The sequence below is a fragment of the Microbulbifer sp. ABM4_008 genome (assembly GCF_056311705.1).
Genome location: NZ_CM149970.1, coordinates 2,224,549 through 2,250,855 on the forward strand (window position 1 = coordinate 2,224,549; position 26,307 = coordinate 2,250,855).

The 26,307-nt window shown below is 49.4% G+C and carries 20 protein-coding genes and 2 tRNA genes; 15 read left to right on the forward strand and 7 right to left on the reverse strand.

All coding sequences use genetic code 11. The features are described 5' to 3' along the window. Window positions 1-148 precede the first annotated feature (148 nt). The 11 genes from ACYX4J_RS09630 (at window position 149) to ACYX4J_RS09680 (ending at window position 14,237) form a co-directional block, all read left to right on the forward strand. Window positions 149-2,728, forward strand: a complete 2,580-nt coding sequence (locus ACYX4J_RS09630) for a DNA internalization-related competence protein ComEC/Rec2 (protein ID WP_476178475.1) — start codon at window positions 149-151, stop codon at window positions 2,726-2,728. Window positions 2,729-2,841: 113 nt separating this feature from the next. Beyond that, window positions 2,842-3,465, forward strand: a complete 624-nt coding sequence (locus ACYX4J_RS09635) for a MotA/TolQ/ExbB proton channel family protein (protein WP_413665667.1) — start codon at window positions 2,842-2,844, stop codon at window positions 3,463-3,465. 15 nt (window positions 3,466-3,480) lie between these two features. After that, window positions 3,481-3,900 carry an ExbD/TolR family protein gene (locus tag ACYX4J_RS09640; RefSeq protein ID WP_444897173.1) on the forward strand — a complete coding sequence of 140 codons (420 nt, stop codon included), beginning with the start codon at window positions 3,481-3,483 and terminating at the stop codon, window positions 3,898-3,900. An 83-nt stretch (window positions 3,901-3,983) separates the two neighbouring features. Then, the gene (gene msbA, locus ACYX4J_RS09645; protein WP_476178476.1) at window positions 3,984-5,813 is read left to right on the forward strand and encodes a lipid A export permease/ATP-binding protein MsbA; all 1,830 of its coding nucleotides are present in this window, start codon (window positions 3,984-3,986) and stop codon (window positions 5,811-5,813) included. 9 nt (window positions 5,814-5,822) lie between these two features. After that, entirely contained in the window at window positions 5,823-6,857 is a 1,035-nt protein-coding gene (gene lpxK, locus ACYX4J_RS09650) for a tetraacyldisaccharide 4'-kinase (RefSeq protein ID WP_444912975.1), read from the forward strand. Then, window positions 6,847-7,614 carry a 3-deoxy-manno-octulosonate cytidylyltransferase gene (gene kdsB / locus ACYX4J_RS09655; RefSeq protein WP_475710088.1) on the forward strand — a complete coding sequence of 256 codons (768 nt, stop codon included), beginning with the start codon at window positions 6,847-6,849 and terminating at the stop codon, window positions 7,612-7,614. Before lpxK ends, kdsB begins: the two co-directional genes overlap by 11 nt. An 11-nt stretch (window positions 7,615-7,625) precedes the next feature. Next, entirely contained in the window at window positions 7,626-8,642 is a 1,017-nt protein-coding gene (gene murB / locus ACYX4J_RS09660; protein WP_475710089.1) for a UDP-N-acetylmuramate dehydrogenase, read from the forward strand. Window positions 8,643-9,191: 549 nt separating this feature from the next. Next, complete coding sequence (locus ACYX4J_RS09665; protein ID WP_413665673.1) at window positions 9,192-9,845, forward strand: response regulator; 654 nt, start codon at window positions 9,192-9,194, stop codon at window positions 9,843-9,845. Window positions 9,846-9,889: 44 nt separating this feature from the next. Then, complete coding sequence (uvrC, locus tag ACYX4J_RS09670) at window positions 9,890-11,704, forward strand: excinuclease ABC subunit UvrC (RefSeq protein WP_476178477.1); 1,815 nt, start codon at window positions 9,890-9,892, stop codon at window positions 11,702-11,704. A 101-nt stretch (window positions 11,705-11,805) separates the two neighbouring features. Continuing rightward, the gene (pgsA, locus tag ACYX4J_RS09675) at window positions 11,806-12,369 is read left to right on the forward strand and encodes a CDP-diacylglycerol--glycerol-3-phosphate 3-phosphatidyltransferase (RefSeq protein ID WP_413665675.1); all 564 of its coding nucleotides are present in this window, start codon (window positions 11,806-11,808) and stop codon (window positions 12,367-12,369) included. A gap of 158 nt (window positions 12,370-12,527) precedes the next feature. Further along, a complete protein-coding gene (locus ACYX4J_RS09680; protein ID WP_475710091.1) occupies window positions 12,528-14,237 on the forward strand; it encodes a sulfatase-like hydrolase/transferase in 1,710 nt (569 codons plus the stop codon). Between the two features lie 30 nt (window positions 14,238-14,267). Here the strand turns inward: ACYX4J_RS09680 and ACYX4J_RS09685 are convergent, their stop codons facing one another. Continuing rightward, window positions 14,268-14,876, reverse strand: a complete 609-nt coding sequence (locus ACYX4J_RS09685; protein WP_444905358.1) for an LEA/WHy family protein — start codon at window positions 14,874-14,876, stop codon at window positions 14,268-14,270. A gap of 79 nt (window positions 14,877-14,955) precedes the next feature. Here ACYX4J_RS09685 and ACYX4J_RS09690 point away from each other — a divergent pair, with 79 nt between their 5' ends. The 3 genes from ACYX4J_RS09690 to ACYX4J_RS09700 all read left to right on the forward strand — a co-directional run bounded on the left by ACYX4J_RS09690 (window position 14,956) and on the right by ACYX4J_RS09700 (window position 17,953). Continuing rightward, complete coding sequence (locus ACYX4J_RS09690; protein WP_444905357.1) at window positions 14,956-16,122, forward strand: dipeptidase; 1,167 nt, start codon at window positions 14,956-14,958, stop codon at window positions 16,120-16,122. A gap of 385 nt (window positions 16,123-16,507) precedes the next feature. After that, complete coding sequence (locus ACYX4J_RS09695) at window positions 16,508-17,203, forward strand: YopT-type cysteine protease domain-containing protein (protein WP_444905356.1); 696 nt, start codon at window positions 16,508-16,510, stop codon at window positions 17,201-17,203. Window positions 17,204-17,440: 237 nt separating this feature from the next. Continuing rightward, window positions 17,441-17,953 carry a hypothetical protein gene (locus ACYX4J_RS09700; RefSeq protein ID WP_475710093.1) on the forward strand — a complete coding sequence of 171 codons (513 nt, stop codon included), beginning with the start codon at window positions 17,441-17,443 and terminating at the stop codon, window positions 17,951-17,953. A 104-nt stretch (window positions 17,954-18,057) separates the two neighbouring features. On the opposite strand, the gene ACYX4J_RS09705 is transcribed toward ACYX4J_RS09700, so the two are convergent. Next, entirely contained in the window at window positions 18,058-18,549 is a 492-nt protein-coding gene (locus ACYX4J_RS09705) for a RidA family protein (protein WP_475710094.1), read from the reverse strand. A gap of 1,322 nt (window positions 18,550-19,871) precedes the next feature. Beyond that, complete coding sequence (locus ACYX4J_RS09710) at window positions 19,872-20,198, reverse strand: 6-pyruvoyl trahydropterin synthase family protein (RefSeq protein ID WP_475710095.1); 327 nt, start codon at window positions 20,196-20,198, stop codon at window positions 19,872-19,874. Window positions 20,199-20,744: 546 nt separating this feature from the next. On the opposite strand from ACYX4J_RS09710, the gene folE reads away from it, so the two are divergent. Further along, window positions 20,745-21,287, forward strand: a complete 543-nt coding sequence (folE, locus tag ACYX4J_RS09715) for a GTP cyclohydrolase I FolE (protein ID WP_475710096.1) — start codon at window positions 20,745-20,747, stop codon at window positions 21,285-21,287. 716 nt (window positions 21,288-22,003) lie between these two features. Here folE and ACYX4J_RS09720 read toward each other — a convergent pair. The 4 genes from ACYX4J_RS09720 to ACYX4J_RS09735 all read right to left on the reverse strand — a co-directional run bounded on the left by ACYX4J_RS09720 (window position 22,004) and on the right by ACYX4J_RS09735 (window position 26,258). Next, a tRNA-Leu gene (locus ACYX4J_RS09720) sits at window positions 22,004-22,090 on the reverse strand. A gap of 90 nt (window positions 22,091-22,180) precedes the next feature. Then, window positions 22,181-22,254 (reverse strand) — tRNA-Cys (locus tag ACYX4J_RS09725). A gap of 471 nt (window positions 22,255-22,725) precedes the next feature. Next, a complete protein-coding gene (locus ACYX4J_RS09730; protein WP_476178478.1) occupies window positions 22,726-23,952 on the reverse strand; it encodes a hypothetical protein in 1,227 nt (408 codons plus the stop codon). Window positions 23,953-24,350: 398 nt separating this feature from the next. Further along, on the reverse strand, window positions 24,351-26,258 hold the full coding sequence (locus tag ACYX4J_RS09735; protein WP_444905352.1) for a S8 family peptidase: 1,908 nt from the start codon (window positions 26,256-26,258) through the stop codon (window positions 24,351-24,353). Between the last annotated feature and the right edge of the window lie 49 nt (window positions 26,259-26,307).

The following is a 26,307-nucleotide window of genomic DNA, read 5'->3' on the forward strand; positions in this document are numbered from 1 at the left end:
TTTTCTTAAAAATATGTGACTGGTCGGTGCTACGAATGGCAGGTAAGCTAGTTGTAGTGAGGTTTTAGGCGCTTCAAGCGGCGGGCCGCAATCATCGTTGATTTGAGTAGAGGTGGTCAATAGTTGAACAAAAAGGGCGGTGTAAGGGATGGCGCTGCGGATGGAGTTATCGAATTTGGGGGGGCGAATTCACGGGCTTTCTCGCCTGCTGGCTAAGGCGAGAGGCATTGTCGTCTACATGGGGCCCAGCACATATCTTTGGGTCTATTCGCTATCTATTATCGCAGTGGGATGTCTTGCCCGATTACCCGCTGAAAGCACTCTGTGGGCACTGTATCTCTCTCTAGCCTTGTTTGCCTGGGTGGTAATACGCCGCTGGCGCCCCCTTGCTCTGATCTTTCTCTCCTTTATTGGTGCGACCTGGGCACTCCACTCTCATGAAGCATCGCTGGATCGCCGGCTCCCCCTCGGTGCACATGGTGCGGACTTCGTACTTCAGTTGAACCTGGTCTCGCTGCCTGAATTAACTGAGGGGGGAGGGTTTGGCGCTAGTTCAGAATCACAAACGGTGCGTTTTCGCGCTCGAGTTGTGGATATTGTTTCCAGTTCTTTAGGTGAAGAGGGTGGCCAGTTAGCACCGCCAGAGCTACCTATCGGAAGCCTTCTCAACCTAACCTGGTATCGAGTTGACGATGAGGCTCTGGCTCGCCTGCGGGGTGGCTCTCAATGGATATTGCCTGTGCGATTGAGAACTCCCAGGGGGAGCGTTAATCCACATACATTCGACTATGAAGGCTGGCTTTTGCGAGAGGGAATTACGGCAACAGGGTATGTTCGCCCCCGCGATTATCCTCCTCAGTGGCTGGGGCAGGGGAATGGCATTATCGAGCTAAGGGATGAATTGCGCTCCCAAATTAGTCAGTTACCGATCCAGCGACCGGACCTGATAGCGGCGTTATTACTAGGAGATCGCAGTCAGTTGAGCGAAGGTGATACCGACCTGCTTAAAAGGACAAGTACGGGCCACCTTATTGCCATATCCGGCTTACATGTGGGCATGGTGGCCGGTTGTATTTTGTTGATGGGCACCGTACTGGCAAAAGGGATTGGGCTTTTTACGGGCACCAGCCGTTTTGGTATTGCGATAGGACTCGCCTTGGTGGCGAGCCTTGTTTATACCTTGATCGCCGGCGTTCCTCTATCCGCACAACGGGCGCTTGTAATGACCTGGGTGCTATTACTGGGTTGGCACTGGCGGCGCAGACTGGGAGCGGGTTTTGCTTTTTCATTGGCTCTGGCAATAGTGCTTACCCTGCAGCCACTGGCTTTTTACAGTGCTGGTTTTTGGTTGTCCTTTGTGGCCGTCGGCAGTCTGCTTTTGGGGTTCAGTGGGCGAATTAGCTTAAGTCGAGAGCCGCAATGGAGGCCGAAGGCTGAGGCCCCTGGTGCTGTAACCTCATGGCAGCACCGATTTTCCCAGTTATCGTTATGGCAGCTGTTGCGAAGCCAGTGGCTGATTGCAATTGGCCTGTTTATCCCATCGATAATATATTTTTCTGGCTTTAGCCTTTCAGGTGTATTGGTCAATCTTGTAGCGATTCCCTGGATGGGCCTGTCTATTTTGCCATCACTTATGTTAGGTGCTGTATTTATTGATACTCAGCTGGGTGTTTGGCTGCTGCAGTTTGCAGGTTGGCAATTGGATCTGCTGATGACTGCGCTCGATATTGTCGATCATTCGATACCGGGGTTCCGTGGTTTTGCGATTGCCTCCACTGCATTGGTGATAGTCATCGCTGGGCTTGGCGCGGTGCTACTTTTGCTGCCTAAAGGGTTGCCAGGACGCAAGTTAGGCTGGTTATTTTTTCTTCCAGTTGCTCAGCCCTGGCTTTCTACATTGGCGCCGGCAGATGAGCGTTTGAAGTTATCAGTGCTGGATGTTGGTCAGGGGTTGTCAGTAGTTATCAGCACTGGAAAAAGTCGTATTGTTTACGACGCAGGGCCTTCAATCCCCTCGGGCTGGAGCGCGGGAGGTTCGATAGTGGCTCCCTACTTGATGAGTAGCGGGGGTAGTGAACTCGATGTACTAATCGTCAGTCATGGAGATAGGGATCATGCCGGCGGCGTGGCGGGTTTACTTAGAAACATTGAAGCAAAAAAGCTCTATGCCCCAGGGATTTTAGCTAGCAATTTACCACTATCGGCAACCACGATTACTGAGCAGTGTCGGGCAGGAACGGAAGAGCAACTGGGAGATATATCATTTCGATGGTTATGGCCTTCCTTAACGGCACAGGGAGAGGAATTACTGGATGGTGAGGAGAACGATCACAGCTGTGTAATTTTGGCTGAATGGCAGGGGGTGCGTTTACTGCTTACTGGGGATATCAGTCGTAAGGTTGAATATCAACTGTCTAAAATGTATCCACAATTTCCCGCTGTTGACGTACTGATTGCGCCTCATCACGGTTCCCGCTCTTCCTCATCGGCCGCTTTGCTCGAGTGGGCCAGGCCTAAACGGGTTGTATTTAGTGCCGGTTTCCGTCACCACTTTGGCCACCCTCACACCGATGTTGTGAAGCGCTACCAAAACTTCGGTGCCAGTATTTTCAGTACTGCGGAGAGCGGAGCGGTAGAATTTTTCTGGCGAGCTGGAGATCAAGAGCCGCAAATTTTACAGGCTCGTTTGGCACCACGGTTTTGGTATGCGAGTCACAACAGGGAATAAGGATGCGTGGGAGGACTTAGCCGCCGGCACCAGCTGTGATAAAGTGCTGCTCTGCGTCGAGGACGCAGTAATAATTTTCCAAAAATTCCCTCTGGTTTTCTGGGGCTAAGAAAGTGTTTGAGATAATAAAATCCGGCGGCCTGCTGATGTGGCCAATCCTGTTTTGCTCTGTAGCGGTTATTGCTATTTGTGTCGAGCGTTTCTGGACTTTGCACTCGCAGCATATTGCACCACGTACTTTATTAGGTGAGGTATGGGGCTGGCTTAAAAATAACCAGGTCAATGCGGAAAAATTGAAGGAGCTGCGCGACTCCAGCCCACTGGGAAAAATTTTTGCTGCGGGCCTGTCCAATTCCCGCCACGGTCGCGAAGTAATGAAAGATAGCATCGAGGAAACTGCCAGCCAGGTTGTGCATGAACTGGAGCGATTCCTGGGTGCTCTGGGCACGATTGCTGCCGTAGCACCGCTGATTGGTTTGCTGGGTACTGTGATCGGTATGATCCAGGTCTTTACCGCGATTATGGTGGAAGGTACCGGTAATGCAGGCGTACTGGCCGGTGGTATTAGCCAGGCATTGATCACTACTGCCGCTGGCCTGACTGTCGCTATCCCAGCGTTAATGGCGCACAGATACTTCCAGCGTCGCGTTGACACGATTGTTGTGGCAATGGAGCAGGAAGCTGTCAAGCTTGTGGATGCTCTGCACAGCGATCGTAAAATCGAAGATGCGGCCTGAGCGGGGTAGCAAGCGATGCAATTCCGCCGCCAAGCCACAGAGCAGGAAGGGGTTAACCTGACACCACTTATCGATGTGGTATTCCTGCTGTTGATTTTCTTTATGGTGTCTACAACCTTCACCAAGGAAAGCCATCTTAAGCTGAACCTGCCTGAAGCAGCAGGTCCTCAGTCTGTTGATCAACCAAAATCTGTAGAGATTTTGATCAGTGCTGATGGTTCTTATTCAGTAGATGGACAAGCTTTGATCAATAAGAAGATCAACACCCTCAAATCTGCGCTGTCGGAAGTTTCCGCAGGCGAGTACAATCGCCCGCTTGTGATAACCGCCGACGCCACCGCTCATCACCAAGCCGTGGTTCGGGCAATGGATGCCGCTGGACAGCTAGGCTTTGTCAACCTAAGCATTACTACACGGCAGCCGGAAGAAAACTAGCGCGGAACCCTGTAGGGAGCTGACTTACCTTCGGTTTCTGTGCCCACTCGCCCCAGGTGGGGCGAGTCCATTCATTGGTCTGTATGAAGAAAGTAAAAGCGCCCCCCAGCAAACCGCAAAATGGGGCGGAAACTTACCGTCGATTGCTCACTTATGCCCGCCCGCACATGGCGATTTTCGGGGTTGCGGTACTGGGCTTCTTCCTGTTTTCGATCATGGGCGTCAGCCTGATTGCTGTGACCGAGCTGTTGCTCGATGCAGTGGGAGCTGGTATCCAAGAGAGTCGCGGGTTTCTCTCAAAGTTTGTAGCATCCTATTACCCCGACGGAGTAATGCCCCAGGAGACTGCTCGTTGGCTTGTACCGCTCGCAATGTTGCTGATTATTGTCCTTAGGGCTATTGGCAATTTTGTCGGCAGCTATGGTTTAGCCTATGTGGGCCGCGCAGTGATCCATGAGTTGCGAACACAGCTATTCGAGAGAATTGGCCAGCTCCCCAGCTCCTATTTTGACCGCTATACCGGCGCCTACCTGATCTCAAAGGTTTCATACAATGTTGAGCAGGTAACCAACTCCATCACCAAGGCGGTGAAGGTACTCTTCCGCGAGTCGTTTACGGTAATCGGTCTCTTGACCTACCTGTTACTGGTGAACTGGAAGCTGACTTTAACCTTCTTCCTTTTTGCCCCCTTGATCGCCTTTATTGTGCGCATCGTGGGTAAGCGTTTCCGCAAATTAAGCCATCGCATCCAGAATTCCATGGGCGACGTTACCCATGTCACTCAGGAGGCGATCAATGGCTATCAAGTGGTGCGGATGTATGGGGGGCAGGATTACGAGAAATCCCGCTTCCTCTCTGCCAGTGACAATAACCGTCGGCAGTTTATGAAGCTCGTAGTAGCAAACAATGCCAGTGTTTCTGTGATTCAGATACTGGTTGGTTTGTCTACCGCAACTATTGTCTGGCTGGCTCTGGCACCGGGTATGGTTGAGTCCATGACTGCTGGGGTTTTTGCCGCCTATATTGGTGCGGCTGCATCCCTGGCCAAGCCGGTGCGCAGCCTTTCCGAAATTTTTGCCGATATCCAGAAGGGTATTGCGGCAGCGGAGAGTATCTTTGAAGTAATGGATGCTCCCAGAGAGCCCCAGGATGGTGAAGCTCAGCTACCTAAGCCTGTGAATGGCACAGTAGCTTTTGAAGGGCTTGAGTTTAGCTATGACCCGGCAGCACCCAAAGTACTCTCCGACATCAGTTTCGCGGTAAGTCCGGGAGAAACGGTGGCCCTGGTGGGTGCATCTGGCTCCGGCAAGAGCACGCTGGTAAGTCTGCTGGCTAGGTTTTACGAGCCGACAGGTGGACGTATCCTGGTCGATGGGGCTGATATTTCCAAGGTGCCTCTTAAAGAGTTGCGCCGCCATATCAGTATGGTTTCCCAAAATATCGTGCTGTTTAACGACACTGTATATCGCAATATTGCCTACGGTGAATTAGAGCATGCACCCAAGGAAAATGTTCTGCGTGCTATGGAGCAGGCACATGCAGCTCAATTTATTGAAGAGCTACCTGAGGGGGCGAATACGGTTCTGGGGGATAATGCGCAGATGCTCTCCGGCGGCCAGCGCCAGCGCTTGTCTATTGCCCGTGCCCTGCTTAAGGATGCGCCCATACTGATCTTGGATGAGGCTACCTCAGCACTGGATAATGAATCGGAGCGCCATATTCAGGCGGCTCTGGCTGAAGTCATGAAAAACCGCACTACGTTTGTTATCGCCCATCGCCTGAGTACGATCGAGAATGCCGATCGCATTCTGGTGATGGAGAAAGGTCGAATTGTAGAGAGCGGGAATCACGCAGAGCTGCTCGCCCAGGGTGGTCGATACGCATCTCTGTTACAGCAGCAAACAATGGGGTAGGGCACCTGGATGTCACTGGAAGACTGGTTTAACAAGCGCTGGTACCCCGAAAAGGGTGAAGGTCGCTCGCTCTCCCTGCTTACCCCGTTGGAATTACTTTATGGGGGGGTGAGCAAGCGGCGCCGGGTAATGAGTTCTCGCACTCCACCGGAGCCCTTATCAGTTCCTGTCATCGTCATTGGTAACATCACCGTTGGCGGTGCGGGTAAAACGCCATTGGTGGCGGAGCTGGCTCGCTGGCTAAAGGAGCGGGGTCGCAATCCGGGGATTATCAGCCGTGGCTATGGTGGTCGCGCAGAAAAATATCCCTATCAGGTGACTGCCCAATCCCACCCCCTGGAGTCCGGGGATGAGCCGCTGATGCTGCACTTGATCACTGGTGTGCCGGTGATGGTTTCTCCCAATCGCACCGAGGCGGCGCAGGCCCTGATCGACTATCACCAGTGCGATGTTATTTTGTCTGACGATGGGCTGCAGCACTATAGTTTGTGGCGGAGCTACGAAATTTGTGTGGTTGATGGTCATCGCGGTTTGGGCAATGGTCATATGCTGCCCAGAGGGCCTTTGAGGGAACCGGTGACACGCCTGCAAAGCGTCGACATGCTGGTAAGTAATGGAGAGCCAGAAGCCAAGGTCAGGGATCAGTGCGGAGGGCTTTTAGAGTTTGAAATGACGCTCGAGCCTTCCTGCTGGCACCAGTTTAACCTCGACCAAACCTCCACATTGCGCCTGCCGTCAGGGCCTGAAGTCGGGCCTTGCCACGGGGTGGCAGCGATCGGTAACCCCAAGCGGTTTTTCCGTTCACTGCAAGCGCTGGGGTTCGAGGTGACAGAGCAACCTTTTGACGATCATCATCAATTCAGCCCCCAGGAACTGCACTTCGATGGGGAAACCCCCGTGATCATGACCATGAAAGATGCGGTGAAATGTCGCGATTTCTGGGAGAGTCACTGGTGGGCGCTCGAGGTGCGGGCCAAGTTGCCAGATCTTTTTTACCAAAAGGTGCACAAGCACCTGCAACAGTTTAGTGAAAATGAAAAATAACTCTTCTTTTGATGTGATTATTCCCGCGCGTTATGGTTCCAGCCGCCTGCCAGGCAAGCCCCTGGCTGATATCGGTGGCAAGCCGATGGTGGAGCATGTTTATTTGCGTGCCCGTGAGAGCGATGCTGAGAGGGTGGTTATCGCCACCGATGATATGCGTGTAGCAGAGGTGGCCCACGGCTTCGGCGCGGAGGTGTGTATGACATCTGCCGAGCATGCTTCGGGAACTGACCGACTACAGGAGGTGGCTCAGAACCTGGGCCTTGCAGAGGACCGCATTTTGGTTAATGTGCAGGGCGATGAACCCTTGATACCCGCTGAGGTAATAAATCAAGTGGCTGAAAACCTGGCAGCTACAAAGCGAGCCGGAGTTGCAACCCTGGCGGAACCCATCACCTCAGTGGAGGATTTTCGCAACCCGAATGTCGTCAAGGTAGTGACAACAGAGTCCGGGTTGGCCAGGTATTTTTCCCGAGCGCCAATCCCATGGCCCAGAGATGCCTTCGCGTTGGATAGCAGTGAACTACCAGAGGGCTTGGAACCCCGTCGCCATATTGGTATCTATGCTTACCGTGTTGCGCTATTGCGCCAGTTTGTCTCCTGGCCTATGGCCCCGCTAGAAAAGTTCGAGGCTCTGGAGCAGCTGCGTTTTCTTTACCACGACCAAGAGATTCACGTAGCAGATGCCTGCGCAGAAGTGCCCGGTGGCGTAGATACTGAGCAGGATCTTCAGCGTATGCGAGAAACCCTGGCCTGATGTAGAACCTAATGATTGAAGCCAATATCGATTTACAGCCCCACAATACTCTCGCAATTTCAGCAAACACCGCTTACTTTGCGCGTGTGGAAACCCTGGATGAATTGCGTGAGGCTTTGAGTTTTGCGCGGCAGAAGCGTTTGCCGATTCTGCCGTTGGGTGGGGGCAGTAATATCGTATTAACGGGAGACTTTCCCGGGCTTGCCATTCAGGTGGGGCTGCGAGGGCTAACAATTGCTCCCAATGGTTGTGGCGGTACGATCGAGGCGGCGGCCGGCGAGGGGTGGCACCAGCTGGTTATGTCTACTGTCGAGCAGGGTATTGGAGGCTTGGAAAACCTCGCGCTGATTCCAGGTAAAGTGGGTGCAGCCCCAATCCAAAATATAGGCGCCTATGGTGTAGAGTTGCGCGACTGTTTTTACAGTTTGCAGGCCATGGAAATTTCTACCGGTGCACTACATAACTTTTCCGTGTCGGACTGTGAGTTTGATTACCGGGACAGTGTGTTTAAAGGGCAGTTGCGCGATCAATTTATTATTACCCAGGTTAATCTTCGCCTTGCGCAAGATTGGCAGCCCAAGGTAGCTTACCCGGCACTGCAGCAATTTATTGACCAGCAAGGATGGGATTGTGGCTCCTTAACACCCGCGCAAATTGCCGCTGCGGTTATCGATATTCGCAACAGTAAATTGCCGCTCCCCGATCAAATTCCCAACGCGGGGAGCTTCTTCAAAAACCCTGTGGTGAATGCGGACATTTACCAAAACCTAAAATCGGAACATCCCGATTTAGTAGCTTATGCCAGCGGTGAAGGTTGGAAGCTGGCGGCGGGCTGGCTAATTGATCGCGCTGGTTGGCGGGGCAGGCGGCAAGAAGCGGTTGGTGTTCACCACCAGCAGGCATTGGTTTTGGTTAATCCCGGCCGGGGCCGAGGTGATGAAGTGACAAGATTGGCTCGCGCTATCGCTTCTGATGTGCAGGCTAAGTTTGGTGTTACCCTGGAGCCTGAGCCGCGCTATTACCCTTAACCCATTTAAGATTGTTTGCATGAGGGTGCGGGCAATCCCTTCTTTTATTCTTCACTGAATTACAGTTAGGAAGTACCCAATAGAAAGTGCAAGTTATTGGGTGAGGTTGGCAGTTTTCAGTCTGAATTTCAGTAGAGAATTGTTCTAGTTGTTGACGATTATTTTGTTATAACGAATTCAACCTCTAACATTTTCTCATATTCCGATTTCTTTCATAAATATTTTCTGCGATAAAATGAATCTTCTATCGCAAATTTTGCGGAAGTGCTCATCTTGATCGCAGAAAAATTAATTGGTACGTTTTTACGCTATAATTAAATGTTATAAAGGCAGCAAGATCCTGTGGTCAAATGTCTGTTCAGCAGCATTTGAAACGGTGCTTCTGCTTTGCAGTAGCGTTTTTGTCTGGTATGTTGCGGTTGGGTTCCGGGGGGACCTACACGGGGTAGTTTCACCGTGAGCTAAAAAGAAGAACGCAGTTTCTAGAGCTCGTGCGTTGAGGATGTATACGCGGCGTAGCCACTGCACTTATCCGTAGTTGGGGATAGCTTGATCAAAGTCTTAGTGGTGGATGATCACGATCTTGTGCGAATGGGCATTTCGCGCATGCTGGGTGATGTTGAGGATATAGAAGTCGCCGGAGAGGCAAATTGTGGCGAGGAGGCCCTGGAATTCGTTCGCCGGTCTAATGTTGATGTCATTCTGATGGATGTAAAAATGCCAGGAATGGGTGGCCTTGAAGCAACTAGAAAACTGCTGCAGCGATGCCCGGAGGCAAAGGTTGTTGCCGTTAGTGCACTCGATGATGATTTATTCCCGGGCCGCTTGATGCAAGCTGGGGCAATGGGTTACGTGACTAAGGGCGCGGACCTTGAAGAAATGGTTCGAGCGATACGGACGGTTATTTCAGGTGGTGTTTTTATCAGTAATTCCATGGCAACCAAAATGGCGATGCGCAGTGTCAGTGGCCAGGATGATCAGCAATCTCCGTTTGAAAAATTATCTAAAAGGGAATTGCAGACTGCAGACATGATCGTCAATGGCGCCAAGGTTGCGGATATTGCAAAGTCTCTCTCGGTAAGCCCCAAAACGGTGAATAGCTACCGCTACAGGATTTTTGAGAAGTTGGATATTAATAGTGATGTAGAGTTGACGATCCTCGCTGTTAAACACCAAATCCTTGACCCAGATGCTGCACTTTAATTGAAAAGTGGCTGATTTCTTAAAATATTGAGGCCGGTTGCCAGATGTTCGACAGCAAGCGTTTCCTCGCGACAGTAACTCGCAAACCCGGCGTCTACCAGATGTTCGACGCCGAAAATAAAATCCTCTACGTAGGGAAAGCCAAGAACCTTCGCAATCGGTTGTCGAGCTACTTTCGGAGCTCCGGACTAACGACAAAAACCATGGCGCTGGTGCAGCGTATTGGAAACATCGAAGTCACCGTTACGCGCAGTGAAACCGAAGCCCTGGTGCTTGAACAAAGCCTGATCAAGTCCCAGCGGCCCCCATACAATGTGATGCTGAAGGATGATAAAGGGTATCCTTATATCTTTCTTTCCAGCAATGATACTTTTCCCCGTATTGCATTCCACCGTGGTGCCAAGCGCAAGAAAGGCCGATACTTCGGACCTTTTCCAAATGCATCGTCGGTTCGCGACAGCCTGAACTTTTTGCAAAAAACTTTTCGAATCCGCTCTTGTGAAGACAGTGTTTTTCGCAACCGTTCAAGGCCCTGCCTTCAATATCAGATAGAGCGCTGCACCGCTCCCTGTGTCGATTTTATTTCTCCCGAAGACTATCGCCAGGATGTTCGTCACGCAGAGATGTTTCTCACGGGTAAAAGTGACAGCATTATCCAGGAGTTGGCCGATCAAATGGATGAGGCATCCCGGTCGCTGGAATTTGAAAAAGCCGCGAGACTGCGGGACCAAATTTCCGCGCTGCGTCGTCTACAAGCGGATCAGGTAGCTGAGGGGGCAAGTGGCGATGTGGATGTGTTGGGGATAGCCAGTGAGGGCGGTAGCTGTTGCGTACACGTTCTGTTTGTCAGGCAGGGGCGAATTCTGGGGAGTCGCAGTTATTTTCCCAGTGAGCGCCTGGGACTCACACCGCCAGAGCTACTTTCCGCATTTGTCCCGCAATTTTACCTGGGCAGTCCCCGAGAGATCCCCCGTGAGATTTTAGTGTCAGAGGCCTTACAGGATCTCGAACCACTTCAACAGGCTCTTAGCGAGCAGTGTGGTTGCGATGTTGGTATCACCCATAAGTTGCGTGGCAAGCGGGCCACTTGGGTTGAGATGGCGCAACAGGCAGCACAACAGAATTTGACTAGTCGAACTGCAGCCCAGCAAAAACTCTACAACCGTTTCGAGAAGCTACAGGAAGTATTAGAACTGGAACAGCTCCCGGAGAGGCTTGAGTGCTTTGACATCAGCCATTCTTCCGGTGAGGCCACGGTTGCGTCCTGTGTTGTATTTGATACCGGAGGCCCGGTGAAGTCGGATTATCGCCGATTCAATATTGAGGGTATCCAGGCGGGCGATGATTATGCGGCAATGGGGCAGGCGCTAAAGCGGCGCTATACGCGCCTTTCCGGTGGCGAGGGCAAATTCCCCAATATCCTGTTGATTGACGGGGGGAAGGGCCAGGTTACACAAGCGGTCGAAGCTCTGAATGAGCTGGGCATTGTCGGAGTGCAAATTATTGGTGTTGCCAAAGGAACTACACGAAAAGCGGGCTTTGAAACATTACATGTGGTTTCCAGTAACAAAGAGCTTGTACTCTCCGCCGACTCATCAGCGCTGCACTTAATTCAACAAGTGCGAGACGAAGCGCACCGCTTTGCTATCGCTGGCCACCGGGCAAAACGGGATAAAAAACGCAGGGAGTCTCCATTGGAAGGTATCGCTGGAGTAGGGCCCACTCGCCGCAGGGCGCTGCTGCGACATTTCGGAGGTTTGCAGGAGCTAAAGCGCGCAACAGTAACGGAGATTGCCAGCGTGGATGGTATCAGCCGGAAATTGGCTCAGGATATATACTCGGCACTACACCACGAGTAGAACAGGATTGAGCTGGCGATTAAATGGCCAGTTTTTTCCAAAGCGTTTCATTTTGCGCGATGGCTTGATAACGTACGCCCTCCGCAAGAATAGAGAAAAGTATGACAATCGCCAATCAACTGACACTGCTACGTGTTGCTTTGATCCCATTTTTTGTTTTGGTTTTCTATTTGCCGTACAAGTGGAGTTACATTGCTTCTGCTGCAATTTTTGCAGTTGCCGCAATTACCGATTGGCTTGATGGCTATCTCGCCAGAAAATTAAATCAGAGTACTGCCCTCGGTGCCTTTCTGGACCCGGTTGCCGATAAGCTAATGGTGGCTACGGCATTGGTCTTGCTGGTGGGACTGCATGACAATCCGCTGTTTGCGATTGCTGCGGCGGTGATCATCTGTCGAGAGATCGCGGTCTCTGGGTTGCGGGAGTGGATGGCTGAGCTGGGGCAGCGCAGCAGTGTTGCCGTTTCCTATGTAGGCAAAGTCAAAACCACCGCACAGATGGCAGCAATTCTTGTTCTGCTTGCCTTCGATGTTAGAGAGTTTCCGGTGATGGAAACTATTGGATACCTGCTGCTCTATATCGCTGCCGGCCTCACCTTGTGGACGATGGTGATGTACTTGCGCGCCGCATGGCCGGCCCTTATGGCCGACAGCCGGGATAAGTAGATAGAGGGGAGTTACTTCTCTCACGAAATTGGCGCCTCGACGCTGGCATTTGCTGGAAAACGAGGCGCTCTTTACCCCGCTTAAACTCGCTCTTCCTCTTCCAAGCCCCTGCGCTCCTCTAAATTGTTAGATACTTTTCTGCGATCTATAGGAAGCTCATGTCCGTCAAAAGCCACCTGATTATGATCTGGCTGCTTTGCATCACTCTCAATGTCGAGGGGCAAGTTGTACACGATGCCGAGTTTTATATTCTCAAGATGCAAAACGGCGAACGTTGGGATCAAGAGGATGCGGAGCTTGAGCAACGCTTACAGCAGTTGCGGCAGAAATATGGACAGCCACCGAATATAGTATTCCTGCTGTGGGATGACACTGCATTTGGAGCTGTTGGCTTTCCTGCGTTACAAAAGAACTTTGGCTACTCAACGCCAAATCTAAATCAGATGGCTTCAGAGGGTATCAACTTTACCCGCATGTACTCTGAGCCCTCATGCACACCAACCCGCGCTGCTGCGCTCACCGGACGGCTACCGGTGCGCTATGGCATGGGTGAAGTGGGTATGCCCCATGAGTTTTCTGGTCTACGCGCAGAAGAAGTCACTATTGCCGAGGTACTTTCGCAAGCGGGTTATACGACAGGCTTTTTCGGCAAGGGGCACCTTGGAGATATCGAGGAGAGTTATTTACACAATCAGGGGTTCGATGAGGCGTTGTTCACTCCGATGAACCAGATTACCTCCCTGTTTAACCCCCAGGCAAATGTAGCAAATGCGGTGCTGGGCATGTTCCCCGAAATCTATCCACCTGACCCCTATCAGTTGGACAGCCCTGGTCTGATTCCCGCTGGCTGGGTAATGAATATTGAAGGGAAAAAGGGACAACCCGGGCGGGAATGGTGCGGAACATCCAACGAGTGCTTCGCCAAGTTTGATCCAGAAGCAGAACAGAGAACGCTGGCCTTTATTCGTCGCAGTGCAGAGCAGAAGAAACCGTTTTTCGTTGCCTACTGGCCCAATCTCCTTAATTTCATGGCGATGTATAACCCCAAGCGCTCGGTAGCCGGGCTGATGGTTGCCGATGCCTTCCCGGCGATGGATAACTTTGTCGGGGTGCTGATGCAAGAATTGAAAAGCTTAGGGCTCGCTGAAAATACCTTGTTCGTTGCAATGGCGGATAACGGTCCTATGGTCCACAGTCCGCCGGCGGGGTGGGGAATGCTGCCCATGTTGTATCGGGGTGGCAAAGGGGATTTTACTGAGGGCGGCGTTCGCGTACCTGCTTTTGCCTGGTGGCCAGGAACTATCGAAGCGGGACAAACGGCAGGAGATATTATTCATATCACTGACCTGTATACGACTTTCGCTCGCTTGGGTGGAGCAACTGATGCTATTCCCACGGATCGCGTCGTTGATGGCCTCGACCAGACCGCTCTGTTCCTAAACGGCGATACTCATGGCCGCCGGGATTATGTATTTATTTATACGGGTAAGGAATTGGGGGCAACAGTAAAGGGGCGATATAAGAGGCATTGGCTGGGAGCGGGGGAGGTGGCAGGGTCGGGGATGCCGGAGGCTTATTACGATTTATATATGGACCCCCGGGAGGAGTCCCCGCAGTTGGTGCCGTTAATTTACACCCAGGGCCAGTTCAATCATATGGTGGCTCGCCACCGTTTATTCAAACGTAAATATCCAGACGTAGCCAGCGGCAAAGGCATACCCTATACCGGGCTGGCCAATGCGCGCCCTGAGACACAGGCTATTGGTGAGCGCGTGCGCGCAGTCATCAGTGAGATGCCATTCACTGTTGAAGACTATCTCGAGTATCAGATCCCCGGTGCCGACAAGGTCGGCGACTGGGGAGATTAAAACGCTATATCCAAAGTGAGTAGGCTTGGACTAGTGGTAGAGGCCCGGATTCTGATTCAGTCGAACTTCGCCACTTCGCTGCACTGTAATGGAAGGCACAATGGACCTGCTCAGGCCAATTTTTGCCTGAAGTTCATAGGGTACCGATTGCTGCCCTCTATTCGCTAATTCAGCGGCGGCGAATAGAGACCCCATCCAGCTCGCAGTTGCGTCCACCGAGATGTCATCCTGGCCATAGGGGGCAATGGGCAATAAGTTGTTTGAGGTTCCTGTCATCACTTTGTGGCCGGCAAGACTGAGCTTGTAGTAGATCCCGGAGAGGGGTAGCTCTTGGTTGTTAGGGTTGAAAATGCGCAAATGGATTCTGAAGCGCAGATCGCTGCCGACGGCAGGAGGAAGCGGCTCCAGCCCAATAATCTCAACCTCGGGCTGCTGAAAATTGGGCGATAAAGCGGCGCAACCACCCATGAATAGAGCGAATAATACGAGTAAGTTCAGTTGTAAAAGTTTGATCACTGCTTGTCCTTCATTTTTCTCTCTTCTGATAAATACGAGGTTGGTGTCCCAGCGCTTATTCCACGACCACCACAGTTTTATTTCTCTTGCTTGCTTATTGAGCAGCCCCTCGAATTGCTTCATTCTGCGATCCTGATGGATCGAAGAAGGTTGTTGCCTCTGTGCAAACTTTCCCATGGATTTCTACTAATGGAGACAATAGATGAGCAAGTGGTTCATTCTTCTGACAACAATGGTGGTGATATTGTTCGCCAGCTGGAAATGGCTTTTGCTTCCGGCTATTGAAAAGTCGATGAACAAAGTAGAGCCTGGCAAAATTGCAGCGCTGTCACCTGAGGCTAAAGCACTACACCAAAGTCTATTGGTAGGTGATCTCCACGCAGATAGTTTCCTGTGGGCCAGGGATTTGAGGAAGCGAGCCGACTATGGTCATCTGGACCTTCCCCGGGCGCGAGAAGGTAACCTGGGTATCCAGGTCTTCACATCAGTTACCAAGTCTCCCCGGGGGCAGAACTATCAAAAGAATTCCAGCAAAGCTGGCGATAATATAACCTTATTGGCCATTGCTCAGGCGTGGCCAGTAAAGGCGTGGGGCAGCTTGTATGAACGGGCGCTCTATCATGCAGAGCGTGTTAATGCGCTACAGCAATCTGCGCCTGACCAAATACGTATCGTCAAAAGTGCGGCAGATTTACAACAGGTGCTTGCAGCAAGGAAGCAGGGCGAAGAGGTTTTGGCTGCACTCCTTGGCACTGAAGGTGCCCATCCTTTGGAAGGGAAGATCGAAAACATCGGCCACCTATACGATGCTGGTTTCCGGGTGATGGGGTTGCAACACTTTTTTGACAATGAGCTGGGTGGCTCCCTGCATGGAGAAAGCGGGCAGGGTTTGAGCGCATTTGGCCGGGAAGCAGTGCAGGAGATGGAAAGGCGCTCTATTGTGATTGACGTCGCCCACTCCTCCGAGCAGGTCGTCCGCGAAGTTTTGGATATTGCCGAGCGCCCAGTGATTGTTTCCCATACCGGGCTTCAAGGGGCGTGTAACTCACGCCGGAATATCAGTGACGAGCTAATGAAGGAGATAGCGGGTAAAGGAGGCTTGGTTGGAATTGGTTTCTGGCCTGGTGCTGTCTGCGATACAAGCCCCAAGAGCATTGTTAAATCCATTCGTTATGCCATTGATACACTGGGCGTGGATCATGTCGCATTGGGGTCAGATTATGACGGCAGTGTAAAGGTTGCATTTGACGTAAGTGAACTGGGCGTGCTTACCGCAGAAATGCTTCGGCAAGGGTTTACTGAAGAAGAGATCCGAAAAGTAATGGGTGAGAACCTGAGAGATTTCTTCCTTACTCAACTTCCCAGTTAATATCATATAGGAAGGTTGAATTTAGATTCTGCAGCCTTCTCAACAGATATATTAGCGCTGGTATTTGATAGCTCACTGTTCTGATGAGTTTGTTATTACCAGCGCAATACTTGCACACGCATATGATTAAACTAAATTTACTTTCTGCACTTATCCAAACGCAGTTTAAAATGGAAATTTGTATCATATTTTGACCTTAACATCCTGAAAAGCCAATTGAAATTAAGTGTAATCAAATTCCGGTTTACTTTTTAAAATGTCTTAAAGCTAAAAGAGCCACAAGAAAATTGATAGAGATAAAACTGTAGGTGAGAAAAATAGAACATGGGCCGCGATACCGCGGATAGGCAAAAGTCCACTATCTCTAAAGAATAGGGAGACCTCCATGTTCAATCCGAAACTAACAGAAACAGAATTTCTATTGGATCAAGCAAATTACATCCAACCCGGTGTCCACAATGACGTAAGGCGCGGAGTTTGTTACGCATTATCCTACATGTGGGTGAGACTCGGCTTGCAACCCGGCGGCCATATAAATATGCACCTCCAGGCAGGACTGCAACAGCGTTACCATAATACGGGAATTGGAAACGCCCTCAACAGAGCAACTCCAGGTATGTTTTTAAGGGCTGTTGGCGGGTCGACCACCACCTTTGGGCAGCCTATCTATACAATGCAAAGGGCAATTTCCGCACAGCAGCAGATCCAGGGAAATGTGATGGGTATATCGTCAGGGTTAAGGACGATTTGTCGGACAGATGGGTATACCGAGCACTGTATCGCCCGTGGGCATCAGTTGAACCCGTTTGAGCCTTTTTCCACATTTTTGCGATGGATACGGCAGGGGATGGCCCGCCTTAATCAAGGCTTTGCATTGATAGGATTCCTGGGCCCCAACAGCGGCCATGCAATTGCAATTCAAGTACAGAATGGTAATACCTGGAGACTTTTTGACCCCAATTTTGGTTCCTTTGTATTTAACGGATACAACCGCTTTAAGGCCGAATTACATCAGCTGGCTTTGATATACCTGGCGATGGGCACTGCTGGTGGAAGCTGGATGATTTCAACTTTTAGATAAGTAAGCCGGGTTGTTGATTTCCTGAGGTATCACAGGGTCGCTTAGGCGACCCTGTGATATTTATATCGTACCATTTGCGAGGGGGTGTCAGAGTTACGGATGTATGATGTAATCACAAATGAGTGGCTCCGTGCGCAAAGAAGTTGATTCCTTTATTTTTAATAATTAAGCTCATAGAAGGTAACTGTATTGTCATAGATATACGGTGTGGTTTTACATTTGTTTAGGGTAAATTTGGTGAAGCGGATATTCATTGCTGTATTGTTTTGTATTACTTCCTATGCGTCTCAAGCGGAAGAGCTGAAAATTGCAGAGTATATTAAAGTTAACCCACCTTCAGAGATGGATCTAACTTTTCAGGTTGTGCCTGATTATAGTCCTGATGAAGAAATTCTTCTGAGCTGGAATGGCGATGAGCTGGACTACCTGGTTGTTACTGATCGTGAGCGAGGAGGGCAGAAGCATGAACTATATTGGCGAATGATATTAAAGGAGTTCCAGAAGTCTTCGGGCCAAAAAAAAGTAAAAACTTCAAATGAAGGGGAGTTGACAACAAAGTCAGGGTTAAAGGTGAGCTACAAGACTGTAGAATGGTTTAGTGAAGGGGATAAATCCGTTCAAATGTTGAGCCTTGTTGTTGGAAGGAAAGATGCTTATTGGCTTATTGTTAATTCCACGAATGAAGATATGGCCAGGATAACAGAGAGCTTTAAAAGAATTTTGGAAACAATTGAGCTTACGCGTGGCTAATCAGGCTTGATGAAGGCGCTATATGGCTTGCCTCAAACACCTTCGGAATTAAACGCGAACTATCCGAGGTGGATGATTTTACCACCTCAGATCTCAACTAATAGCTACTTGGCAGCGATGCACTCAATTTCAATTTGGGCGTCCAGCGCTAGGGACTCCACTGCAAAGGTAGTCCTTGCAGGGTAGGGGGAGGCAAAAGCTTTCTGGTAGATGTTGTTGAATTCAGGGAAATTCTTGATATCTGTTAAAATGACCATGCATTTAACGACATCTTTCATTTCGTAGTCGTAGCGCTCTAGAGTTTGCTTTATGTTGTCTAGAGTCTGTTTGGTCTCCGCAGCGAATCCCCCTTGGGCTAACCGCTTAGTCTCCGGTGAAAGCCCTATTTGGCCAGATAGAAATAGCTGGTTGCCAACTTTTACAGCCTCTGAAAACGGTAGCTTAGAGGCTGATCCTGTTGGGTTCAGAAATTCAACCTGCTCAGCCTCCTTTGCATGGCTGAAGCTGGAAAGCGTAATAGTGAAAAGTGCAGAAATTAATGCGTTTATAGGTGATGTCTTTATCTTCATTGGAATCTTTTTTTGTAAGTTTTTCATAAAAGCTGGGGCCGGTGTATCTTGCGGTCGATCACTTTTTGTTCTTGGTGATTACCTCAAAAAACTTAGATGGGTTTTTGGAGCAAGTGTGTATTGGAACTTTTGAGTAACCACCTTCGCTTTAGTTGAGTATAACCAGCTGGAGCGAGCTAATTGAATTAAGGTACTAAAGGGTATATTGGGTGGTGATTATACCTGCAATTTGTATCTAATTTGTACGCATTGGCGACAGCGATGAATGCGAGAGTTTTCTTGTATTATGAGCAGCTTAATCCCATTGCTTACCTGAGTGCCACTTTTAACATTGCTGGATTATTGAACAATAGTACTCTGGAATGACTGACTCGGTAGCGCTGCTATTCGGGTGCGCTATTCTCTCCCTAAGCCAATCGAGCTTAAGCGTTGTGTTGAGTGGACCGATCTCTTTTAATTGAAACCAACACACACATTTCGTTGTAGAAATATAGATTTGCTAGGATCTTGGCTAAACTTGAGTACTCAATTAGGGAAGTGATATGCCCCTCTTTAAGCAACCATCAAAAGAACGGAAACGCTCGAAACTAAATGCTTCAAAGCCTGATTCTCAAATTGGCGTACATGTCATCCAATGCTGTATATTCATACAGTTGTATATATTGACAGCTCTCTAGTATGAGGGGTAATATATTCACAGCTGCTTTGGTTTTCATGCAGCAACCATCCTTTCTTGAACCGGCCCCCAAGCCGGTTTTTTTTATTCTTCCTTGGTCGGTTTATTTCATTTCTAGTTTAGGGTAGTTAAATGAGCGTATGGCATACATTGGCCATTGAGGGGGTAGGCTTGATTCTTTTTTCTGTGCTTTTGGGTGTACAGGCATGGAGGTGCTGCTTAGAACCTCTGGTCGTCCAATAAAGGTCGGAATTAAAGTTATGGTGATAGGGGAGATGTATTGCCTCAAATTCTCCCTTCCGGAAGTGTTGCCTCAAATTCTCCCTTCCGGAAGTGTTGGCTCGGATACTGGAGCTACCGAAATGGTAGGATTGATTCGGATATTGGTTTGTATCTTTGGTGTATGTTTCGGCCCCTTTAGAGGGTGGGTTAAAGTATCATTGCAGTGACTGGTATTTCTGTGTCTATAGAAATAGCAGGGGCGCTATGAAATTCCAAAAATTTTAACTAATACCGTATCTTGCTTCTACCGTCATATGCTCACCAGTAACTGTTACCTCGCGTACTTCAATTTCTCCCGCGTGTTCAGTTTTGCCAATAATATCCTTCATACACCCATAAAAGTATTTGGCCAAAGCCTCAAAGCTAGGGGAAAAGTCGACAACATATAATCTTAAGTTGTCCTTCTCCACAATTTTTTTATGTCTGGGTATAGTGGGTCATTTTTATCAACAATAAATGAATGATCCATTTGATCAATAATCTTTTGAAAAGGTGCCTTAAATAGGTCTGTATCCATGACAAAGTTCTGGCGATCTACTGTTTCACTAGATAAGGTCACTGAAACTAACAATGAGTGGCCATGTAGATTTGCGCATTTGTTATAAGGATACGGCATATCATCAGAGTAGAACTCTTTGCCGCGTCCTTTGCGCATGTCCTGATTCCATGTTCGATGGCCCATGTCTAACTTAAATGTTTTTGTGATTTGATATGCCATATAGCTATTCCTAATATAAGGCTGACCATAAAAAACAAAAAAAATAAAGTGTACTTAATGATTATATTCTATATCGTAAATCGAGTTTTAAATTGCTGAGAATAAATGCGATCTGTTATTTGTTGTAATTCTTATATTGTTTCGATTCTGGTGGTTTTTCATTCTTCTTGTATTTCCTGCCCGAATTCGAGTGAAAATTACTCTGTTCAATTTTTTCTGATGAAAAATTAAGTTTTATTAGGTGTGGTTTATGCAGTTGGCAAAGGTCTGTTTTCAAATTGTTTAATCGACTTGGGGTCTGAGGGTAAACATGATTAAGGGATATACTTTTGATTGTTCAGATAGCGGATTATTTATAATCTAGTTGGTTTGTTGTTCTCCAAAGCAGTGTAAATTCCAGTTATATTTTAGTTTTTTTGAAAGAGTCTATCCTTAAGTATAGGCGGTTTTATCAGGAGTTATGTGGTTCTTGATACCGGGCTGTGAGTGAGCAGGGTGGGTGGTAGCTTTAATACATACTTGACTGGAAGATGTTGCGGAAATGGTATGAAAGAACACTACGCACGAATTATTGAAGAAATAGGTGAGGATCCACAGCGTCCAGGTCTCAAGGACACGCCCGACCGCGCCGCCACTGCTATGAAATACCTAACCCGTGGTTATGATCAAACTATCGAAGATGTAGTCAACAATGCGATTTTTCCTTTCGATAGCAATGAGATAGTGCTAGTTAAGGATATCGAGCTTTATTCCTTATGTGAGCATCACTTGCTACCATTTATAGGTCACAGTCATGTGGCTTATATCCCTAATGGCAAGATTTTAGGTGTTTCCAAGTTAGCGCGTATTGTTGATATGTTTGCGCGTCGCTTGCAAATCCAGGAAAGGCTTACTACTCAAATTGCTGAGACCCTGCAAGGTGTCATTGGTGCTACCGGAGTTGCTGTAGTTATTGAGGCCGGGCACACATGCATGATGATGCGCGGGCCTCAAAAGCAAAATTCAATGATGAGAACATTGGCTATGCTCGGTACCTTTCGCAGTAACCAAGCTACACGCAATGAGTTTTTCTCTTTGCTGCATCGGTAGTAATGGCGATTTACTTGCAAGTCAGCCAATATTGACTAAGTAAGTTGCTATTTTTCAGACTGTTAAGGAAGGTGCTGGGAAGCTCGAGGCTGCTGCTCTCGTTATAAATGAATTCCATTTTAAAACATTCTTAGTTGCCCTATAGGTTTCCAATAATGTGGGGTTAGCCTCTTCAGCTGCGACGGTGACTAAAGGTGAGGTCAGGGAGTTCTGGCTACATACACATTTTCACTGCATCGTGGATAAGTATTTTATTTAAAATGCTGGGGTGCCACCTTTGAGCGCCAAGGCATGAGAAGCTCAAAGGCTAAGCCGTTGGCTGCTAAGAGGGTATCCCGATAATGAGAGGTGCTGTAACGAAGGTAGGTAAAAAGCAGCCGGCCTGATTGTTATAGAGTGCGACTCCTCCGGTGACTACCAGATTGCAGACCTCGCGCCCTTTAAAGCTTATTTCAGCCATGCACTCTTTCGTCTTGCATGTTCGCGAAATAATCAACCAGGTGGTGCTGATGCTTAGTGGCTCAGTAGCTCTATAAATGAAACTTGAGGGTCGATGGATCTCAAGCTATCTAGCGACAAAGCTCGGTGTAGCTTGATTGGTGGCGCAAGCGGGACGGTAACTACTAGTGTATCAGTGGAAGAAATTTAACTTTAAAAATGGGGTGCGCCAGATTTGCACGAAGTGGGGAGTTGCTTATTGATTTCAAAGATCTGATTGGTGCCCGGGGCCGGACTTGAACCGGCACGGCCGTGAAGCCGGGAGATTTTAAGTCTCCTGTGTCTACCAATTCCACCACCCGGGCAGATCCTTTGCGAGAGAGGGCGATGTTTAATGCTTGCCCTTCATTCTCACTTTCATTGCATTCAACAGGATATTGCAATGAAGAGGAAAATGGAGGCTAGGGTCGGAATCGAACCGGCGTACACGGAGTTGCAGTCCGCTGCATGACCACTCTGCCACCTAGCCTTTTTTATCCGCCTTTGGCGGAAAAGAACGCTGCGAATTCTATCTGATAAATCTGAAAAATCCTAGCGTTTTCTTATACTTACGTGCGTTTCGCTGTGTAAGTGGGCGCCATTTTAGGGACTCTAGAGGATTAGTCAAGCATTGTTTTCATCAATGTTGCAAACAAGTGAAAAAAAGTAGGAAAAGTTACCTTCTGATGGTGGGGGAGGGCTGTAATAACTTTTAGCGCTGGTGCTCAAGAACCTATTTCCATTTGTTCTAAATTAATCTTCAGGTGTGCTGGCAATCTGTGACCTGTGTTCGATACTGTCTTTATCTGGCTAACACATCTCCCCCAACGTGTTTAGTAATGCTGGTAGGGTGGCTCACATGGCTGCCACCCGGAAGCAAGGATGAAATCCTCCAAGTTTCACTCCTAATGGTCTTGGCCCTGACGCTCTCCCCCCCGTCGTCAGGGCTTTTTTTTGTCTGCTATTTATTGGAACCTTTCGCCCAGTCTGTCAGGTTTTCTGTGGCTAATGCATCCACGGGTTTACCGGCTGCTTTCTCAGACAGGGATCTAAACCTTTCCAGAGTCACTTCACCGCGTGTTCGAGCCAGTTCTCGTGCCACGTCATCAATACTTGCCTTGCCATTGCTGGCCTCGCGAATCTCTTTATCCAGTTGCTGCATTACCCCGGCCGCACGGGCGGTAATGGGGCCGGACGAGCGTTCGACTAATAGTGAAGGAGCCTTCTTACCCCATTTAATCAGTTTATCCATTGCCTCCTGATAGCGGGTTTCACTGATGCCACCAGTTCGCCTTAAAATCTCCAGGGAGTAAAACTCAGCCAGTCCCTCTACAATCCAATCGCTCTCATCGTCGCCGTGAATTCCCGTGCCCACATGAACTAACTCGTGGATCATGCTGCTGGTGCGGTTGCCGCTAATTAATGGTCGATCAGCATGCATATACAGAGAACGTGTCCCCGACAGTCCACCGCGCCACATGGGGTCGTCAGCGGTTACGATCAATAGATGGTCAGGGAAGAGGGGGAAGATTTTCTTGAGCTCTGGCAGGTTCCAATTTAGGAAGGCCAGGATGTCTTGCCGCCGAATGTTCTCATTTTTAGGGCCTGCAACACGGGTTTCAGTGCCGGCAATCATATCCTGCCGACTGCCAATTTTCCCTACAATCATCCAGCCCTTGGGTCTTACAAACTTACGCTTGGGGTCAGATAACTCGTATAGGTTATCTTCGATCTCAGGGTAGGGTAGGGCCGCATACCATTGGTCAGGAAGTTCCAGCTTAAGGCGGGCGGTAGAGCGGCCACGGCTGGTTGCCGATACCGGTGCAATCAATTTATCGCTGCGGAGAATTGCCCAGTCTTTGGTGATCCGTGAGTCGTAGCCACCGTTGCTACGCTGGTTGTCTATGACAAAGCGGTACTTGAGGGTGGGGTTCTTTCCTTCGGGGTGCCAGGTTGCTTTGTCGCCCTCGATCTTTAGGGGGGTGTCACTTTCCAGGTCCTGATAGCGGCCAGAGCGCAAGTTTAGAACGAGCTTACTTGGCATATCATCACCGCTGAGCGCCATTTCCACCTCAGCCAGCTTGGAGTTGGGTGAGATCTCTGCACTGTAAAGAATCTCATAAGCCTGAACAGCAGGGGATAGAGTGGCGAGTAATAGCGGCAGTGTTAGTAATCGTTTAAGCATCATTTCTTCAGCGGGAAATCCAACAATTAGTCGTTTCGACAGTATCTAAGCCTACAGGTGCCCTTGTGTCATCTTCAAGCAAACTGGTCACAAGCTAGCCAGTTATGAGGTGACAGTTTTGTGCCGTCAGGTTTCATTGGATTGGTTTTCAGATATGTACCACTTAAAAAGAATACACTTACAAAGTCGTTATCATATAACCACACATACTAGTAAGCATCTCCCGTATAAGTAACCAAGAAGATAGATATGGGTGGGCCGTCACAAACATCTTTTGAGAGGGCTGGGCTAGTGGGCAGGCATGCTGACTAAGTGGGAATTGAGCGCTACGAAGGATAAGACCGCAGCATAGCTGCGGTCTTGAAAGGTCTTTTGCAGTCTAACTAACGATGGCGACAGAGCTACCAATATCTGATTGCACGGGGATCAACGAACTGCATAGCGTAGGCGCTCAGGGCAAATCCATCTGGAAAACTGCTTACCATTGGTTGCTGGGGGTTAACCGCGGCTATTTCGGAAGGGTAATAACCTCCCGGCACAAACTGCCCCTGCCAACTGGGTGTAGCTTGAGGGGGGTAGCCCTGTAACGGACTCATGGTAAATCCAGAGTATGGAGTGGCTGGGGAGGGGCCTTGCGCGGTTGCGGCATGAGTACCCGCGGCCCTTGCTTGCTCTTTAGCGGACTCAAAAGCGGAGTTGATACCGAAAAGCTTGGGAACACCTGCGCCAACTCTCTCTGCCCCGAGGGGCATTGGTGCGGCCAAGGATTGGATCAGTTGGAATAAGGCGGTCACTCTGGATACATCTTTCTGCCGGAGCGCACCTTTAAATAAAGGATGGTGGGCAAGTAGTAGAGCTGCCAAACCGGTAATATGCGGCGCGGCCATTGATGTACCTGACTGAACATCGAAGCCTTTGTCAGGCACAGACGAAACGATACCCACACCAGGTGCGGCAACAGAAATTTCCTGGCCGAAAGCGCTAAACCTAGGAACAAATAGACCGTCGGCTGATGCTGTTGAGGGTATTACTGTTTGCGCTTCCCAGGAATCTTTGGGGAACTCATTGAGCATTCCAAGAGCGCCTACAGCCATAGCATTTGGGGATCTGGCTGGATACTGGACTGCCCCGCCATTGTTGCCTGCGGCAACTATACAGGCGATACCATGTTGGACCGCTTCCTCGATTTGCTGCTCAACAGCCTCTGATGAATCAGAGCTGCCCAGGCTCATATTCACCACATCAACGCCGAGCTCTATGCAATGTGAGAGCGCATCAATCAAGCTACTAAATTGCCCGCCGGGGAAAACTTTGAATACATAGACTTCGGCTTCAGGAGCAAATCCGCGTATTGCTTCGGAGCCAGAGGGTTGGCCTGTAATAATTCCCGCACAGTGAGTTCCATGGCCGACGATATCTTCTACCCAGCTATCGGTATCGTAATTATTGGTGACATCGATACCATTCTTTAAATGGCTCAGTATTGGGTGCTTATTGTCGGCACCGGAATCGATGATTGCGATTTTGATACCTTTGCCTGTGTATTCATCGGGTAGCTGGTCCAGGCCCATGTACTTTTGCCCCCAGCCATAGGAGGCATCATTGGGGAAGTTGGGTATGGCCTCGCTCAGAGGTTGGAGTTTCACCAGGTTCACACCGGTGAGCGATAGGGAGGGGCTGCGAATATATTTGTTCCAGAAATCTTTGGCGGGACGGATCAGAAGTGATTTCACTTGAGCGCCGCCGCTTTGCGCAAAAATACTGAGCGCAACCTCCCCTTTATTGTTAGTGACCCCCTCCTGGGGAAAGCCCGCGCTTTCAACAATTATTTGAGCGTCGCGTATGGGCTCACCTTTTGCGCCGATAACGCGGAAGTGCACCTGCTGTGCCTGGACATGGTATTCACGCAATAGTCCGGGTTGCTGTGCAAAAACTGCGGAAAAGGTCGGCGAATAACTCGCTTGCCCGTAAGAGAGAAGTGAGTCCAGTTCAACGGCGACGTTTGGTGGAGTGGTCTGGTAAAGTGCCGCAGCAGCATCCACATCCATACGGACTTTGTAAATATTGGTGGCCTCATCGGCGGAAGACAGCGTTTTTAGTTTTCTGCCGGGGCGTATTTCACGAAGCACCTCACAACCTGCCTGCCTGGCAATAGTGGAAATCACATGGTGCATTGAGCCCGAGCTCAATGGCTGCACGCCCATGGATTTAGCCATCAGGCTGCGGCGGGGTGAAATAAGTAGCTCGACTTTCTCTGCAACCTCGACCGAAGGTTCTCCTGCGGCCTTTTCTTGTCGGGATTCAGTCATGTTCATGTTCCTTCGCTTTCAGTGCGGTACTGATTTAGTACGCGTGTGA

Excerpts from the sequence above, each read along its gene's own strand:
- ACYX4J_RS09630 (WP_476178475.1), top strand. The coding sequence starts at position 149 with ATGGCGCTGCGGATGGAGTTATCGAATTTGGGGGGGCGAATTCACGGG.
- ACYX4J_RS09640 (WP_444897173.1), top strand. The coding sequence starts at position 3,481 with ATGCAATTCCGCCGCCAAGCCACAGAGCAGGAAGGGGTTAACCTGACA.
- msbA (WP_476178476.1), top strand. The coding sequence starts at position 3,984 with ATGAAGAAAGTAAAAGCGCCCCCCAGCAAACCGCAAAATGGGGCGGAA.
- lpxK (WP_444912975.1), top strand. The coding sequence starts at position 5,823 with ATGTCACTGGAAGACTGGTTTAACAAGCGCTGGTACCCCGAAAAGGGT.
- kdsB (WP_475710088.1), top strand. The coding sequence starts at position 6,847 with ATGAAAAATAACTCTTCTTTTGATGTGATTATTCCCGCGCGTTATGGT.
- murB (WP_475710089.1), top strand. The coding sequence starts at position 7,626 with ATGATTGAAGCCAATATCGATTTACAGCCCCACAATACTCTCGCAATT.
- uvrC (WP_476178477.1), top strand. The coding sequence starts at position 9,890 with ATGTTCGACAGCAAGCGTTTCCTCGCGACAGTAACTCGCAAACCCGGC.
- pgsA (WP_413665675.1), top strand. The coding sequence starts at position 11,806 with ATGACAATCGCCAATCAACTGACACTGCTACGTGTTGCTTTGATCCCA.
- ACYX4J_RS09680 (WP_475710091.1), top strand. The coding sequence starts at position 12,528 with ATGTCCGTCAAAAGCCACCTGATTATGATCTGGCTGCTTTGCATCACT.
- ACYX4J_RS09685 (WP_444905358.1), bottom strand. The coding sequence starts at position 14,876 with ATGAAGCAATTCGAGGGGCTGCTCAATAAGCAAGCAAGAGAAATAAAA.
- ACYX4J_RS09690 (WP_444905357.1), top strand. The coding sequence starts at position 14,956 with ATGAGCAAGTGGTTCATTCTTCTGACAACAATGGTGGTGATATTGTTC.
- ACYX4J_RS09695 (WP_444905356.1), top strand. The coding sequence starts at position 16,508 with ATGTTCAATCCGAAACTAACAGAAACAGAATTTCTATTGGATCAAGCA.
- ACYX4J_RS09705 (WP_475710094.1), bottom strand. The coding sequence starts at position 18,549 with ATGAAAAACTTACAAAAAAAGATTCCAATGAAGATAAAGACATCACCT.
- ACYX4J_RS09710 (WP_475710095.1), bottom strand. The coding sequence starts at position 20,198 with ATGGCATATCAAATCACAAAAACATTTAAGTTAGACATGGGCCATCGA.
- folE (WP_475710096.1), top strand. The coding sequence starts at position 20,745 with ATGAAAGAACACTACGCACGAATTATTGAAGAAATAGGTGAGGATCCA.
- ACYX4J_RS09730 (WP_476178478.1), bottom strand. The coding sequence starts at position 23,952 with ATGATGCTTAAACGATTACTAACACTGCCGCTATTACTCGCCACTCTA.
- ACYX4J_RS09735 (WP_444905352.1), bottom strand. The coding sequence starts at position 26,258 with ATGACTGAATCCCGACAAGAAAAGGCCGCAGGAGAACCTTCGGTCGAG.